This window comes from Nocardia abscessus (assembly GCF_015477775.1).
Lineage (GTDB): Bacteria > Actinomycetota > Actinomycetes > Mycobacteriales > Mycobacteriaceae > Nocardia > Nocardia abscessus_A.
Map to the genome: position 1 here is coordinate 66,540 of NZ_JADLQO010000022.1, position 15,336 is coordinate 81,875.

Sequence of the window (15,336 nt, forward strand, 5' to 3'; positions counted from 1 at the left end):
GGATTTAGGGAGGGGACCATGGCGCATCGGCCTGCTGAATCCAGCCGCCTCGGCATAGTGATGATGGTGGCGCTCCTGGTGTGCGCCGTGTTGATCGGCGCTCCGGTGGGGAGCGCTCAACCGCCTCCTCCGCCGCTGCCGACGACCACGCAGCCCGCTCCCAAGCCACCGAAACGGTTGTGTGAAGCGCAAGAAGTAGCCGTTGAACGTGTCGAACAGGCGATCGCGCAACACAATGCGCGCCCGAATGTGTTCGATCCGCGCCAGCGAGCGGCGTACGAAGCGTACAACGCCGAGGCCCGCACGCTGAATCAGGAATACGCCACCGCGAAGGACAACCTACGCAGATGCGTCGGCACGGTGCAACGACTTGCGGATACCGGCCTACCGGCCCAGGCTTCCCCGCGTCAGATCGACAGCGCCAACGCCGCGAAGAACAAGGTGCCGCCCGGCTACACACTGCCCTATCCCAGCGGCGGCAAGCAGGGATACTCCGTGCCGAGGCAATCACCCGCTCGCGAACTGTACGAAGTCATGCGCGAGATCAGTCCGCCCAGCAAGAGCAAAGTCACCGGTCCCCTCCAGGGGCAGTCCCGGCCGGCTGTCGGTGACCGCGACCCGGCCTATCCGGGTGGCCGGATAGGCAAGGACGCCAAGGGAGGCTCAGCGGTATCGCTGGACCACGTCGTGCCCCTGGCCGAACTGTTCCACATGCCGGGATTCCTCGCCCTGACGCCCGAATACATGATTATGGTTGCCAATGCCGCGCTCGATCTGCAATGGCTGTCCTTCTCCGCGAACCGGGCCAAAGGATCACGCAGCGTGGGTGACATACTCGGGGTCGACCCGAACTGGCAGACCGAGCAGGTGGCCCTGGAGAACCGGGTCAGAGCGGAACTGATGCGCGTGATCCAGGATCTTCTCGAATTTCAGGGAGGCGGATAATGCCCCGGATCGACCCCGAGGACATCGTCACCGCCCTCGACGAGGACAGCCCGGTCGTCTTCGTCGACGCCACGACGGTGGACAACGCTCCGGTCCCGGCCCGGTGGCGCCCGATCGCGGAATCCGGCGACCCGGCCGAACGCGGGCGGCTCGCGCGTTCGCTATGGAACAGCGATCTGGTCGAACTGGTTCCGAATTTCACCGTGGCGCTCGATGAACAGCTCGCCGACGTGCGCGTCTGCCTGCTGCGCGGCGAGTGCGTGCTCGTCTACGCCGCGGCGGGCGTCGACGAACCGTGGGTGGTGTGGATCGGTTGGGACCCCGATTCCGCCCGTGATTTCACGCCACCGCTCTGGGCGGGCATACCCACCCCGATCCGCGTCTTCCTGCGGGAAGTGCATGCCGGTTACACCGCCGAGGACTGGGAGTCCTACGGGCTACTGTCCCCCCGCACCATGCGTACCTATGCCGCCGAGGCGGGTTTGCCGGACGGGATTCCCGGCTGGGACAGAGAGATCGACGCAACCCGGCTGCTTCGCATCGGCAAGACCTACAGCGGGGTCACTTACTGGGTCTCCCCCGACCTGCCGTCCGACAAGGTCGTGGTCACCTATGAACGGGACTTCGACATCGAAGACCTTGTCCCTGAGCTCGACAAACTCTTGTCCTACCGCATCGCGTGACCGCCGCTGTCCAGCCATCCGATCCGGCTGTGAAGCGGAAAGTTTGTCGCACAGCATGTTTCGGTTGATCCCGTCGCAGCCCCGCCCGGTAAACGCGACTCGCTCCGTGTCATAGTTTCACCCGTCGAGACCATGCCATACTGTCAGGTTACTTTCGCTGACGTTACGGGGGAACATGGTCGGGAGCCACACCGAACACGGACGGGCAGCGGGCTTTTCCGCATCGGGTACCCCATCGTCGTTTCGCTCGGTGCGCGGGCTGGGGCTCGTCATCGTCGCCGCGGCCACGACGGTGACGGGTCTGCGCGCGGTCGAGTTGGTGCTGACCTGGCAGCTGAGTACGCGGCTTCAGGAATGGGAAGCGGGCGGGTACGGCGACACCGAGGATTCGCTGCAGGGGTGGGTGGCGACCGTCGGCGCCATCACGTGGATCGCCATGGGCCTGCAGATGCTCACGGGTCTGCTGTTCATCGCTTGGGTCTACCGTGCCCGGCGGAATGCCGAATTGCTGTGCTCGGCGCAGCATCGGCTTCCCCGAGTGTGGGCCATCGTAGGTTTCCTCCCGGTGGTGAACTGGGTGATTCCGCCCATTCTGGTCGACGACATACAGCGGGCGAGCGACCCGGCCACACCCCGGAACGCCATGCGCCTGCCTCCCTCCTCGATGACAGGGTACGTCGTCGCCTGGTGGTTTTCCTTCGTCCTCGCAGCTACCTTGTATTTCCTGGCCTACCTGCTCTCGATCGGCGTCAGACGAGGACTCGCGGATTCTGCGGGGTCTGCGGGGTCTGCGGATGCCGGGTTGCTGGTCCACTGCACGGGCCTGATTCTGCTCACCACTGCCGCCGGCCTGCTCACCGTGCTGCTGACCCGGATCGGGCGTTGGCAAGCCGCGCGGGCGGAGCACCTCGCCGCCGATCCGGAGCCGGAACCAGCCGCCGTGGCACCGGCTGCGGCGCCACCGGTCCCGGGCGTTCGCCCCGTGCCGCAGCTCGCGCCGGGCGGCGGTCTGGGCATCGTCACGGCGGTGCTGAGCTGTACCGTCGTCGCCGGGCCCGCGTTGATCGCCATCGCCTCGCCCCACTATCAGACGGTGCGTGACGCTCCGACCGGCACGGCCGAATACGAGGCCGCAATGGATGCGTGGGCACCGCTCACGCTCCTGGGAATCCTCGCTTGGGGGTTCTCACTGACGCTCGCAGGCGTGCTATTCCTGTGCTGGTTGTGGCGGGCCAGAATCAATGCTGAACACCTGGATCCGAGTGCGCACACGCTCGGGCGTGGCTGGACGTTCGGCAGCTGGTTTCTTCCCCTCGGAAATATGCTCCTCCCCGCGCTTGTCGTCGGCGACGTGCACCGAGCCAGCCGCACGCCCGTGGCGGGCGACGCCGCCTCGAAGGGTTACAGCCCGCTGGTGGCGCTCTGGTGGCTGAGCTGGCTCACGACCTGGATATGGACCTGGCTCGCGCTCTTGCTCCAACAGCCGATCCTGTGGTGGGCGACGACGGCGTTCTTCGCGCTGACCGCGGCTCTACTCGTCCCGGTCATCCGGCAGATCGACGGCGGGCAACAGGCGGCAGCGGACCAGCGATACCCCGCCTGGCAGGCGCCGACTTCCTAGGCGTGCCCCTACCCGAAGAAGGCGCTTGTGCATTTCAGTTCGCCTGACACCTGCCCGGCGAACCCTGCAGATGATGTCGTCGGTGGTCGCCACGTCGCGGCGCCGCTGCGTAGCGCTTGGATGCACTGCGGATGGTTGTCCAGTTCGACCAGCTGAACGTCGGCGTCTCTTTGAAGATGATGCCGTCGGGCGGTACGCCGAGCTCGCCGGCCACGGACTTGGCGATCGGCACGTCATAGCCTTGGTACGAGCCGTCCGCCTCGCGAAGCCCAGGCCGCGCTGGTCGAATTCGATGCCGATGGTCAATTTGCCCTCGCGCACATGGTCTTCGGTGGTCGCGGCATCGCTGCCGCCACCGGTGGCGATCTCTCCGGTTGCGGCGTGGTCGCTGCTGTGCCTGTAATGGGCCCGGTCACCCCCGAGACCAAGATCGGAACGAGCGGACGGTGTGGTGGTCCGCCGACTGCTAGGAGTCACCATGACAACTGGATACGTGTGGAACACCCTCTACGGGTGGGCCGACACGGGCAGCGGAAGCCTGTTCCCGTCCGACGTCACGGTCGGTCTCCAGCCGATCGGCCACCACCTCGCGCACCCTGATACCAAACGACGATTCCACGAATTGGTCGCGGTGTCCGGCCTGTTGGAGAAGTTACATCCGATCGAAGCGGTGCCCGCTACCGAGGCCGACATACTGCGAGTGCACACGGCGCAACATCTGGAGCGGATCAAGGCCGAGAGCCTGCAACCGAAGGGCGGAGACGCCGGCGACGGCGTCTCGTCCTTCGGCAGGGGCGGATACGAGATCGCGGCGCTTTCGGCGGGCGGTGCGATCGCGCTCGTCCAGCAAGTGCTCGACGGGACGGTCGCCAATGGTTACGCGCTGGTCAATCCGCCGGGGCACCACGCGACCCGTGCTACCGGCATGGGCTTCTGCATCTTCAACAACGTCTCCGTCGCCGCCGCCTACGCGATAGACGTTCTCGGTGTGCGGCGCATCGCCGTAGTCGACTGGGACGTCCACCACGGCAACGGCACCCAGGACATCTGGTACGAGGATCCCTCGGTGCTGACCATCTCGATCCACCAGCACCTCTGTTTCCCGCCGGAGTCCGGCTACCGGGAGGAGCGTGGCGCGAGCGACGGATACGGTTACGCGATCAATGTGCCGCTTCCGCCGGGCAGCGGTGACGCCGCGTATTCGCATGCGATCGACCGAGTGGTGGAGCCGGCGCTGCGCGCCTTCGCGCCCGAACTGATCCTCGTGGCGTCGGGATTCGACGCGAGCATCCTCGATCCGCTGGCTCGGCAGATGGTCACCAGCGCCGGCTTCCGGCACCTGACCCGCCGGATGCTGGAGATCGCGGACGGAACCTGTGCGGGCCGTATCGCCTTCGTGCAAGAAGGTGGCTACAGCCCGCACTATGTTCCGTTCTGCGGACTGGCGGTGTTGCGCGAGTTGCTCGGTGAAGATTTCGTGGACGACCCGTACACGCCGATCGTCTCGACGCAGGGTGGCGACGTTCTCCTCGAGCATGAGGCCGCTGCGATCGAAGCCGCGGCGGGCCTGGTCGCCAAGCTCTGATCCGCTGGCGCAGCTCCAGCCGCCGTCGGCCGCGCACCGTGCCGCTCCGGAGGGCAGAAATCCGCGGTCGGCCCGGCGTCGGCTGTACCCGTCCGACCGACTGCGGTGAGTCCTTCGACGCCGAACTCGCCGAGCTCGGCCCCACCGGCTACCGGCCGCTACGTATGCGCTCATCGTCGGCGGTGGTTGCCTGCGTGATGGTGTCGGCCCATAGATTCGACCGTGGTGGCCGTCCTCGTGGTCTCTGGTCGAGACCGTCGACGCTACGCCGCCCGAGCACCGCCCGCCGCTGATCCAGATCACCGCCCGAGAAGCGAATCGCCCCTTATAGTCCTGGGCATGGCGGGCAGATTCGCACTCGTGATCGGGTCTCCATGCGACAGTGACGCCACTTACATTCGTCGCGCCGCTCGCGGGAAAGCTCGACGTGAGGCTGTGACTGTCGGGGGGGTGGTCGAACCCGCTGCGACAGCCGGGGCCACTGCTCGATCCGACCGTGGCGGAATTGAAGTCAGGAGTCCATCGGCGTTCGACGCCGCCGACCAGGCCGGAATCAGACAGGGACAGCAGATATACCGCGTGGCCGTATTTTAGCGGGCTTGCGCTACAGAAGCTCGATCTGACCAGGCTCGGGCAGCGCGTGTGGGCGTTCGTCCGTGTACCAGGCGTACTCGATTCCGCTGAGCCAACCGCTCTCGACCCATAGCATGACCTCGCCGATCGGCGCTCCCTTGCGGTCGGTGACCGCTCCGCTGGCGAAGATCCCGTCCGGCGAACCCGATGCTTGCACCGCACCGGGCCGCACTGCCAGATCGACGCTGGGTGAACCGACACCCCAGGCTGCGACGACCTGCGAATACGGCACCTGCGCCAGGTACTCGGAGGCGCCGGGGGCGTCTGACGACAGCAGCCTGGTGACGACGCTGGTTTCGAGGTCGGTCAGCGTCCGCGGCGGAACCGGTGTGCTACTCATCGATCTCCTCGGTTCTCGCGCTACGTCAAGGAATCGGGCAATTCTCGAGGCGGCGGGGCTCGATGTGGACCTGTTGCGACCTTGCGCCACTACCCCACTGGCGTGACGGACCGCGTCGCGCGATCAGAGCCGCAGTTCGGGACCTCCGGTCGTGAATGGAGCGAACCGGTTCCAGCCGAGCGGTGGTCGCGCGGTGGCGAGGTCGGCGACCATGGTGTGAGCGCACCGTGCTGATCCTGCACGGTGATTGACCGCCAAGTGTGCCGTGTCCAGCGAACACTGGACACGGCATCCGCGCTCAGCTCAGTGTGAACGTCGCCGTACCCGAGATCTGCTCCATCTCGCGGTCGTTCGTGTCCAGCGCGACGATGCGAGCCTCCACCCGGCCGACACCCGGCGCCGTGCCGAAACCGACGATCACGCCGTCCACCGTGTTCTGGACGACACCGTTCACGACGCGATGCTGCTGCCCGTCCGCGTACCCGGTATCCAGGTTCTTGAAGCGAACAGCGACCTTCCAGTCCGAGCAGCTTTCCCCGGTCTGGGTGACTTTCACCCGCACGCCGAACGTGCCAGGCTGCTCCTGCCGTACGGTGACCGCGTCGATGATCGCCGAGCAGCTGGTCGGAACCAGGCGCGTCAAGGTCGGCGAGAACGGAAAGTCCGGGTCATGCGGAATGGCGGTAGATGGCGTGGCGAGCCCGACCATCCCGGCGGCGGTCACCGCTGCGATGACACCGGCGCGGGCCGAAAACTGTTGCAGCTGCTTCCGATTGAGAGTCATGCCCGGTTTGTCGGTCACCAGCTGCCGGTGTTACCACAGTAGTTGCGTTAGTCAATTCACGTAACATCCGGAATAGATGCTGTTGATGATCTCATCGACCAGGTGGGTCACCGGTCACGATCCGACGGTCGTCTCCAGCTCTCTCGAATAGGCGCGGTGGCCTGCCACGCGCTCGAACTTCCACAACTGTGCTTCGAACGCCGCTTCGGCCGGGGTGGCGGCGGCGCGCAGGCCGGTCACGGCCGAACTGTCGCCGCCGGGACAGGTAAGGACTTCGGCGGGCGGGCCGTCGAGCGGATCATGTGGACGCCGTCGCCGAATCCGTCGACTGCGAACACTTCCCATTCCGCGAGGCGCCCCGCCCAGCTCGTGCGACCGTCGCGGTAATAGCCGAGGTGTTCGACGGTGCGCTGGTTGAGCAAGTTGTACAGGCGGCGCACCGGACGGACCCGGTTCGCCTGTTCCGGATCGTTGTGGTCTCCCTCGCAGGCCGCCGCTTTCGAGACCGGGTCCACGGTCAGGACCTGATCGAGGTGGGTGAGCGGGCGGATCGTATAGAGGCCGGGGCCGGGGCCTGCGGGGGCGCCTCCGAGACGCTGTCAAGCGCCGCTATAGACCTGTGCCAGGAACTCGTCTGCCAACGGAACGACCTCGGCGAGATGAGTTTCCAGCAGCCAATGCCCACCGTCGAACAGATGCAAAGGAACATGTGGGAGATCGCGCGTGTATGCGCGGGCTGACTGCTCAGGCATGTACCCGTCGTGGACACCCCACACGATCAGAGCGGGTGGCGCCTGCTCGCGCAAGTACTCCTGTTCCTTCGGAAACCAGTCCAGAGTGGAGGGCTGATCTTCCAGCAGTCGGATCAGATTCGCCATGCGTTGCGGTGTGCACATCAATGTCCAGTGCAAAGTCCAGAGGTCGGGGCTGATCCGTGCTGCCATCGCGTCGGGCAATTCGCCAAGGAACTCGCTGCGAAATCCTTCCAGACTCACGTGCTGAGCCAAGCGATGGCGCGATGTGGGACCAGGGTTATTCCACAGCTCAGTCAAGAAGCCATATTTGGGACCGAAAGCATCCGCGTAGATATCACCGTTCTGGATGATCAATCCCCTGACTCGGTCAGGCGCGGCCATAGCGAGCCGGAAGCCGAACTGAGAGCCGTAATCATGCAGCCAGATAACATATTGCGGCAGCGCCAACTCGTCCACGAACGCTTGCAGGAACTCGGCGTAGGCGTCGAAGGTGTAGTCGAACTCTTCCGGAGCGGGGGTCGCGCTGTAGCCGAACCCGGGGAGATCCGGAGCTATCAGCCGCCACCGAAGACCCAATGTCGCCAGAAGACCACGGTACACATAGGACGACCCAGGATAGCCATGCGGTAGCAGCAGGACAGGTGCATCGGCAGGGCCCGCTTCCCGATAGAAGGTATCGATGCCACGAATGGCTGCTCGCCGATGATAAACTGCTGTGAGACCGTTCGACATATTCTGCGCTTTGACAGGATTCCACCTCGCAAACACTCGACCCCTCCGCTGTGCGCCCTCCGTCGAGGCTCCACGCACGATCCACCTCCGCGGCGAGCGCGTCGAGGTGCCTGACCCTGACCACCGACCCTGATCGGACAGAGTCTATTTCCCATGCCGGCGAGTGAAGGGTCTGTTGGGGAGTATCGGCTGATGCGTCAGGGTGGTGGTCGGGGTGGCTTCGCACATGTCCGGGTAATTCTCGCTCGCGCCGATCCAGGTCGCGGTGGCGCTGTCGTTTGGGCGGTCGACCCGGCCGACACTATGTCTGCGCAGCCAGAGCTGGACGGGGAGGAAGTAGCCGCGGCGATCGCAGGAGCAGCTGATGCGATAGATGCACTCGGCCAGTTCGGTATCGACGCTTCCGCCTGGACGGTGCGGTTGATGTGGGCCGGCATGAGCTTGGTCGATACTGTGCCGACGGCCATGCGAGCGGCGGCCTGCGCTGCCACCGCAGCCGCTTTCGGTGCGGCTGACCAGTTCCAGGTGACATACGACAACGGTTGGCGTTGCCATCCCTCGAGCAGATGCTGACGCGTTTCTCGTTATCGCGCCGAACGGGCAGAACGGGGTGGATCGAGGCCGCACAAGACGACCCGCGCCATCGGCGCAACAGCAGCTCGTTGGAAGTCGGTGTGCCATACCCCGCGGCGCGGCAGCTGGCTTGCGTCGTAGTGCCGGTATCACCGCGGATCGAGCTCGGTCGCATCACCTGATCGGGACACCGCATGGGTTCGCGCCGTCAGGTCCGACTGCGCTACCGCGCACAGCTTTCGGAGGCCACCACCTGGCGGCAACGCGCCGGGCACCAACGGGCACAACGCACCAGCGAGAAGCTGCGCGGCCCGGTCTCACGAAGACAGTCACGATGCGAGCGCCGCACCCGAGCTGACCCTGTCCGTCGGCATCGTCCCGCCATGGTTGGCGCCAGCGTCATGGACCGTCTTGTGGTTCCCTGAGCGCTTTCTATGCCCGTGCCCTTTGGCCGAGGACTCGGTGTGGATCGCCATCGCCGAACCAGCAGACCAAATCTACTTCGCAGCAGTGGCGTTCCATCGGGCCGACGTCGCTGTCTTCGCTCGATGCCGCTACAGCACGACTTCGGACACCGGAAACCCGAAACGCGGACCGTGCCGGTGGCGATAAGGCAGGCAGTCCCCGAGTCACAAGCCCTTTCGGCGGCACGGCGGCACGGCGAAACGCATCCGCACCCAACGCATACCCACTCCCCCGGAAAGGGCAACAATGGCCTCGACACGGCGACATGCTGCCGTTCTGCTCTGTTGCGCGGCAGCCGCGCTCGTAACAGCCGCATGCGGTACCGAAACCGCTACGACACCGATCACCACGCCATCGCTCACCACATCAGTCACATCCACCACCCGCACGCCGCCGACAACTACTGTCGCACCACCGCCTCCGGCCACGCTGCACTCGACCATCGCTTCTACCCCGCCGCCAATTGCGGTCACACCTGACCCGCCTGCAGTTGCGGTACCGACGCCTCCCGTGGCGGCCGTGCCGGTGCCGCCACGCCCAGCCGCCCCCAGCATCTCTTACCCCAACTGCGCGGCAGCCAAAGCCGCTGGAGCCGCGCCGCTGCGGCGCGGGGAACCCGGCTACAGACCGGAGCTGGATCGCGACAAAGACGGCATCGCCTGCGACTAACGCAATCCAACTCCGCTTTTCCGTAGCTCTGGGTGCCTCCGATCGCATTCGGCGCGGCGGCGCAGCGGCGCTCAATGGTTTGCCGCTGATTTCTACGCCGGGTGGCACTGGTCGCGTCGGCGCACCGTGCGCAACCCGCAGGCTTGGCCTACGCTCGCGCCTTCGAGCAGGTACTGCAGCCCGATCACCACGAACCCGAACAACCATCGTGCGACCGTCTGCCATGAACGCGGACGCCGCCCGTCCTTCCATCGCACTACCCGCATGCCGAACAGCAGTTTCGCGAAACTGCCACGCACCAGCAGTGTGCCGAGTACGTGGTTGGCGAACGACACCGCGAGCACGCACGGAACGAACGCGCCCAGGAATTCCGCGACACCGTCGAAGGCATGAAAGACGCGTTGCGACAATGCGAATCCGACGATCAGCGCCACCAAGGCGTCGGTCGTCGCGGCCAGGGCGAGGCGGTTCTCCCCCGCCTCGTCCGGAACAGCGGCCCGCGGCGCAAGCGCCTGGTCGCGGGGTCGGTTTCGGTCGGGACCGGGGCGTGTTGCGTTCACGCGACGTATTGTGGCCCAGCTCGACGACTGTCCCCAGTGGTGCAATGTCGGACCGGCCGTGGTGACGGCAATCAATCCTCGTTCCCGTCTCCGGTCGGACGTTGGCTGTCGCGGAGGGTGCTGATGTGGCAGTGGAATTGATCGGTGGGGTGGATTTCAGTGGTGTTGTTGTGGCGGCGAGGTCGAGCCGGCCGTTCGAACAGGACGGCGCCCCGCCTTCATCGATCGACCCGAGCCAGTCCGTCCCGCAATTTCGGTCACGCCGTCCTGGGCACAGCGTCGCCTTGTACCCACCGATTACGGCGACACGCGGCGGCCACGACTGCCGATCGTCCACGGGCGGAGTTTGTCAGGGTTGCGGACGGCCCAGAGACGTTTGATCCGGTCGTCCGCAATGCTGAATGCCACCACCGTGGCGGTGTGTTGTTCCATCTGGAGTACCAGACCAGGCTGGCCGTTGACAGTGCGTTCCAGGATCGTCAGTTGGGGCATTCTGACGATGAAGTCGACGAGGTAGTGAGCGATCCGTTCGCTGCCTTCCATCGGATGGAGTGCGGCACGGACTACGCCACCACCGTCGGCGATCCCCGTGGCGTCAGGGGCGAGAAGGCCGATGAGCGCGTGGATGTCCCTGGCCTCCCATGACTGTTTGAAGTCCCGGACGATGCCTGCCTGTTGGGCGGTCAGCGTCGCGGGAGCCCGTGACCCGTCGATGCGGCGGCGGGCCGAGGTAGCCAGCTGGCGGCACGCCGCCGGGCTTCTGCCGACGATCTCGGCCACATCTGCGAAGGGGTAACGGAAAATGTCGTGCAGGACGAACGCGACGCGCTCGGCCGGGGTCATCGATTCGAGCACGACGAGGAAGGCCATGCTCACCGACTCGTCCAGCGTGATCCGGTCGGCAGGGTCGGCGGCGGTGCCATGCGAATGGCCGTCGAGCCACTCTCCGCGGTCGGGCAGCGGTTCGGGGATCCACTCGCCCACATAGCGTTCCCGTCTGACGCGCGCTGAACCGAGTAAGTCGAGGCAAATGCGGCTGGCGACCTTGGTCAGCCAGGCGCCGGGGGATTCGATGGCTTCCCGTTGCGTCTGGGACATGGTGTACCAGCGGGCATGGGTCTCCTGCACGACGTCCTCGGCCTCGACGGCCGAACCGAGGAGCCGATACGCGGCATTGCTCAGCTGGCGGCGCTCGCTCATGATCGTGTGCAGACTCGGATCGAGACGACCGTCCACCGGCTCTCTTTCGATGGTCATGATGTCGCTGCCTTCCTGTGTCGCATCCGCACCTGTCAGACCGACGACACAGCCGCTCGAAATGTGAGGATGGCTGGTCGCCTCGAATTCCGAGGGCTATGCCGCCGTATCGCTCGAGGTTCCATGCCGGAGCGGCTCGGAGCCCCGCGCCGGCCGCTGCCGAGGGGGCGCTCCGGACCTGCTGCGCCGCCGGATCCGACGCCGAGTCTCGGGGTTGCTGTCGTGGCACCTCACATTCGTCCTGGCTGTGTCGTCGGGCCACTGAAACTACAGGGACTGCCGCCGGGAAGCCGTGGCGGCCGGGATTCTCGAATGGAGACACGATGACTTCGAATGAGCAAGAGATCAGGGAGTTCTTGGAGAGCCGCACCGACGCGCAGCGGTCGAAGGACATCGATCGACTCATGTCGTTCTATTCTCCCGACATCGTCTATTACGATGCCGTTGCCCCTCTCCGTTTCACGGGAACCGACGAAGTACGCCGCAACTTCGTGCGGTGGTTCGACGGCTACAACGGCCCTATCGGCCTGGAAACACACGACCTGACCATTGTCACAAGTGACGACGTCGCGTTCGCCAATATGCTTCATCTGGATTCAGGAAAGCACAAGGGCGGCATCGAGCTGTCGATATGGGTGCGAGAGACGGTTTGCCTTCGACGATCGAACGCCGAGTGGTTGATTACGCACGAACATATCTCACTTCCGATCAATCCGGCGAACTTCCAAGTCTGGTTCGCGTCAGAGAAGGACTCGCCTGCTCAGGGTGGCAAAGTCGTGTTTCAGCTGGTCATGTCCAGTTTGATCGATCGTTTCGGCTTCCGCGCCCTGCGGCGTAAGGCTTCTGCGACATTGGTGTGACCCGCCAAGCGCAATCTGTCTCCGATATCGCATGCGGCCCGGCCACGTGACGGCACACACTACCGCTACGAACAAGAGTCCGCTCACACCGCTTATCGAGCGGCTTCCGCTTTTCACAGCGGTAAAGGCTGAGCTGGGCGCTCGGTCCTCGATCGCATGGTGCGGCCTGATCGTGCTGTAGGTGATCCGGAAGCGGTGGACCTCGATGTCCAGGGCATCGCCGTCGGAGATCACGCCGCGGACAGGCGCTCGTATTCCGAAGTGCCAAAGAACCGCGCGATCACACCATTGGTTTGTGGTGACCGGGCCCGGGCGCGCAAAAGTCGCGGCAGCGGGTCCGGTCCGGCGAACGCCGTCCTGAACACCTCGCCGCGGAAGCAAGGGCCGTTGTCCGACACCATCGCGATCGGCGTTGGCGACATGCCGAGCCAGTCGCCGTCGACGGTCGGGATCCAGTGGGTGAGCATGCCGACGGTTTCGCCGCGCATCTCGACCCCGGCGCCGTTCGCGTGCCGGGGCATCTCGGGATCGCGGAGCAGGAGTGCGTCCAAGCGCACCCAGACCGGCCGGGGCGGTAGGTGTCCGGCCGGTAGTGGTACCCGGTCGTGAGGGCGGCCGGTTCTCGTCACCTCGCCACTGACATCGAAGTGGGAGTCATCCACTGACATTCGGCGGGCACTCTGACCTCGAAACCTTAAGTGCCGCGGCCTGCCGCACGACGGGGCGCGCGATCACTACCGCGCCGGGGTGAGAGTTCCGCCGGGACGTCAGTCTCGCCACGTCGGCCGGTCGGTTCTGAGCGGGGCCACAACCCCGAATCGAAGCGGTCTCTGCATGCCTGGACTCCTGTCTTTCGGCCTGTGCAGAGCGCGACCACTTGCTCTGGCGGTTCACAAGGCTTTGTTCAGGGTTTTGCAGGTCGAGTCCGCGATATTGCTTCCGGCACATCGGAATCAGCGAAGAGGAGTTCATCGTGACGGATGGCTTCGAACATCTCGATCGAGCGGATCAAGACATCGACGGATATTCGTACTCCGACCCAACGGACGGTTCAACTGTGGAGTGGACACCAGGGCTCCTGGACGATCTGGCGTCGGCGATTGGTACACCTGGCCACCGACCGTCGACGGATGGATCGCCACCGCAGGGTCGTGAGGCGCCAGCAGCCCTGGGCGCTGTGCCGACGCGGCGCCTAGTCGCTATCGTGTGCGCGGGGGTCGCGGTGCTGTGTTCGGTCGTCGCCGCAATCGTCGATGCGGACCAGCAAGACGATCTGGATCGGCGGTTGCAGTATCAGGAGTGCGTAACCCAGGAGCAGGCTCGCATCGCCCGCGAGGGCAGCCTCCTCCAACCCACAGATTTCTGTGACCTCTACCCTGGCCGCTAGCCGAGATCGGCTACTTGCGGCGGCTCTACCCCGACCTGCACCTCGCACCGCCCGCGCAGTCGGTGGTGCGGCATGGGTGAGTCACGTGTGGTGCGGCCGCTTCGGGCCGGGATTCGCCTCGACGTCGCGGTCAAGGCGCGTACCTGCACACCGTGACCTGATCGCCGTCGGTGGAGCGGATGAGCCGACGTGGTTCACGCGTCGGAGCGCTGATACGCCGACCCCGCCAGAGCCACGGCCGTCGATCGAAGCGTGCGGCATGACCGAGCACCGGCATCAACAGTTCGTGCGGTTCTACCGTGACTATCACCAAGGCTCCCCTGGCTGCTGTTCACACCACTCGTCGCTGCCGGTCTAGTCGTTCGTGGTGCGCTGTCGATGCTGCAGTCGCGATCTTTCCGCGAGGCCTTGCTCCCTGATCTCGATGACGTGGGTTGCTGAGTCACGGCAGACGTCAAGACATCGACTTCAGGAACGCTCCAACGGCAGGACGAGCAAGGCGCTTGACCAGGCTACCTCCGGACACGACCGCTACACCCACGGGTGGTTGTGGAGCAGTTTCTGCCACGAGGTCATATCGCATGATGGTGCGTAGATCGGTGCGGCGGTCGGCGACACTGCGCGTATACACGATGCTGGAGCGGCTGCGAAGCTGACACCGAACACGAATCAGGAGAACGACATTGGCGAAGCTACACCGGCCCGGGCGCCCTGAGGATCTGCCGGATGCGCGACTGCTGTGGGCGCGGTGGGCGGCCGTAGCGGTCGCTACCTATGATCGCGACGAAGAACTCGAGCCACAGCAGCATCGTTCGGGATACTGGATCGATGACGACGGCCTGCACTGGGACGACTGCGGTTGTACCTGGTGGGTACTGAAGTGGTTCGGCGACGGCCGGGCAGTGCTCGTAGGAGAAGACGAATCGAGCCGAGTCAAGGGGTACGAGCCCGCAATCGACCTGCTGGCCGGAGCCCCGGAATGGTTACCGCTGCGCTTCCTGCAGGACCTGATCGATGATTACATGGTCGGCTGTATCTACTGGTTCGACGAGGGGGCCTGGCACCGGGCGCCGTACCCCGACGATCTGGCCGACGACGGGCTCGACTGCGGCATCTCGGCTTTGACGACACGGGCGGGCGCCGTCGGTGAGATCGCCGAACGGCTGGAGTTCGACAACAGCGATACCGGTATGCCGGAGCTGTGTGAACAACTGCTCGACGCCGCCGAGCGTGGCGCCCTCGCCGAGACCGTGCTTCGATCCTTCGCCGAGGCGATGGTGCGGTTGAAGGCACAGCATTACCCCGAGGTCGATCCTCGACCACGCACCGACAACGACCTCGCCGCCATGTTCGCACTAGCTGTTGCGGGTCGTGACGTTGGTGACGGCTGGGCAGGGGTGAGTTGAAGGGGGACGGGTCTTCCAGCGGCAGGATGGAAAACGCCAATCCTCCGTCCGTTCGACTGGAAAGACCCGTCCGTGACCCAC

Annotated in this window: 17 protein-coding genes; 8 read left to right on the forward strand and 9 right to left on the reverse strand. The window is 65.2% G+C overall.

The window, feature by feature from the left end; translation table 11 throughout:
* The first annotated feature begins 18 nt into the window (after window positions 1–18).
* The 3 genes from IU450_RS35915 to IU450_RS35925 all read left to right on the forward strand — a co-directional run bounded on the left by IU450_RS35915 (window position 19) and on the right by IU450_RS35925 (window position 3,249).
* Window positions 19–945: a hypothetical protein gene (locus IU450_RS35915; RefSeq protein WP_195154159.1), complete on the forward strand. Its 927-nt coding sequence runs from the start codon at window positions 19–21 to the stop codon at window positions 943–945.
* Window positions 945–1,628: a hypothetical protein gene (locus IU450_RS35920; RefSeq protein WP_195154160.1), complete on the forward strand. Its 684-nt coding sequence runs from the start codon at window positions 945–947 to the stop codon at window positions 1,626–1,628. The genes IU450_RS35915 and IU450_RS35920 overlap by 1 nt, the downstream gene beginning before the upstream one ends.
* Window positions 1,629–1,878: 250 nt before the next feature.
* A complete protein-coding gene (locus IU450_RS35925; protein ID WP_195154161.1) occupies window positions 1,879–3,249 on the forward strand; it encodes a DUF4328 domain-containing protein in 1,371 nt (456 codons plus the stop codon).
* Window positions 3,250–3,283: 34 nt separating this feature from the next.
* On the opposite strand, the gene IU450_RS35930 is transcribed toward IU450_RS35925, so the two are convergent.
* Window positions 3,284–3,481, reverse strand: a complete 198-nt coding sequence (locus IU450_RS35930) for a hypothetical protein (RefSeq protein ID WP_195154162.1) — start codon at window positions 3,479–3,481, stop codon at window positions 3,284–3,286.
* Window positions 3,482–3,727: 246 nt separating this feature from the next.
* On the opposite strand from IU450_RS35930, the gene IU450_RS35935 reads away from it, so the two are divergent.
* Entirely contained in the window at window positions 3,728–4,834 is a 1,107-nt protein-coding gene (locus IU450_RS35935; protein WP_195154163.1) for a class II histone deacetylase, read from the forward strand.
* A gap of 604 nt (window positions 4,835–5,438) precedes the next feature.
* On the opposite strand, the gene IU450_RS35940 is transcribed toward IU450_RS35935, so the two are convergent.
* From IU450_RS35940 to IU450_RS35955, 5 genes are all read right to left on the reverse strand, one after another.
* Complete coding sequence (locus IU450_RS35940) at window positions 5,439–5,807, reverse strand: hypothetical protein (RefSeq protein ID WP_195154164.1); 369 nt, start codon at window positions 5,805–5,807, stop codon at window positions 5,439–5,441.
* 298 nt (window positions 5,808–6,105) lie between these two features.
* Window positions 6,106–6,591 (reverse strand): hypothetical protein, encoded by a 486-nt coding sequence (locus IU450_RS35945; protein WP_228835599.1) that lies wholly within the window; start codon window positions 6,589–6,591, stop codon window positions 6,106–6,108.
* A gap of 114 nt (window positions 6,592–6,705) precedes the next feature.
* Window positions 6,706–6,831: a hypothetical protein gene (locus tag IU450_RS40750; RefSeq protein WP_267470673.1), complete on the reverse strand. Its 126-nt coding sequence runs from the start codon at window positions 6,829–6,831 to the stop codon at window positions 6,706–6,708.
* Window positions 6,828–7,106, reverse strand: coding sequence for a hypothetical protein (locus tag IU450_RS35950; RefSeq protein WP_195154165.1), 279 nt, complete (start codon window positions 7,104–7,106; stop codon window positions 6,828–6,830). Before IU450_RS35950 ends, IU450_RS40750 begins: the two co-directional genes overlap by 4 nt.
* An 84-nt stretch (window positions 7,107–7,190) precedes the next feature.
* A complete protein-coding gene (locus tag IU450_RS35955; RefSeq protein ID WP_195154166.1) occupies window positions 7,191–8,078 on the reverse strand; it encodes an alpha/beta fold hydrolase in 888 nt (295 codons plus the stop codon).
* 1,352 nt (window positions 8,079–9,430) lie between these two features.
* Between IU450_RS35955 and IU450_RS40350 the strand changes: the two genes are divergently transcribed.
* Together IU450_RS40350 and IU450_RS41125 are read left to right on the forward strand one after the other, a co-directional pair.
* Window positions 9,431–9,595 (forward strand): hypothetical protein, encoded by a 165-nt coding sequence (locus IU450_RS40350; RefSeq protein WP_228835600.1) that lies wholly within the window; start codon window positions 9,431–9,433, stop codon window positions 9,593–9,595.
* Between the two features lie 46 nt (window positions 9,596–9,641).
* Complete coding sequence (locus IU450_RS41125; protein ID WP_324197952.1) at window positions 9,642–9,785, forward strand: excalibur calcium-binding domain-containing protein; 144 nt, start codon at window positions 9,642–9,644, stop codon at window positions 9,783–9,785.
* Window positions 9,786–9,877: 92 nt separating this feature from the next.
* Here IU450_RS41125 and IU450_RS40760 read toward each other — a convergent pair whose 3' ends face one another.
* A complete protein-coding gene (locus IU450_RS40760; RefSeq protein WP_195154168.1) occupies window positions 9,878–10,345 on the reverse strand; it encodes an RDD family protein in 468 nt (155 codons plus the stop codon).
* A gap of 297 nt (window positions 10,346–10,642) precedes the next feature.
* Window positions 10,643–11,602, reverse strand: a complete 960-nt coding sequence (gene sigJ / locus IU450_RS35970; protein WP_195154169.1) for an RNA polymerase sigma factor SigJ — start codon at window positions 11,600–11,602, stop codon at window positions 10,643–10,645.
* A 323-nt stretch (window positions 11,603–11,925) separates the two neighbouring features.
* Here sigJ and IU450_RS35975 point away from each other — a divergent pair, with 323 nt between their 5' ends.
* Window positions 11,926–12,462: a YybH family protein gene (locus tag IU450_RS35975; protein WP_195154170.1), complete on the forward strand. Its 537-nt coding sequence runs from the start codon at window positions 11,926–11,928 to the stop codon at window positions 12,460–12,462.
* Window positions 12,463–12,692: 230 nt separating this feature from the next.
* Here IU450_RS35975 and IU450_RS35980 read toward each other — a convergent pair whose 3' ends face one another.
* Window positions 12,693–12,983 carry a hypothetical protein gene (locus IU450_RS35980; protein ID WP_195154171.1) on the reverse strand — a complete coding sequence of 97 codons (291 nt, stop codon included), beginning with the start codon at window positions 12,981–12,983 and terminating at the stop codon, window positions 12,693–12,695.
* A gap of 1,549 nt (window positions 12,984–14,532) precedes the next feature.
* Between IU450_RS35980 and IU450_RS35985 the strand changes: the two genes are divergently transcribed.
* Window positions 14,533–15,255, forward strand: coding sequence for a hypothetical protein (locus IU450_RS35985; RefSeq protein WP_195154172.1), 723 nt, complete (start codon window positions 14,533–14,535; stop codon window positions 15,253–15,255).
* Window positions 15,256–15,336: the final 81 nt, after the last annotated feature.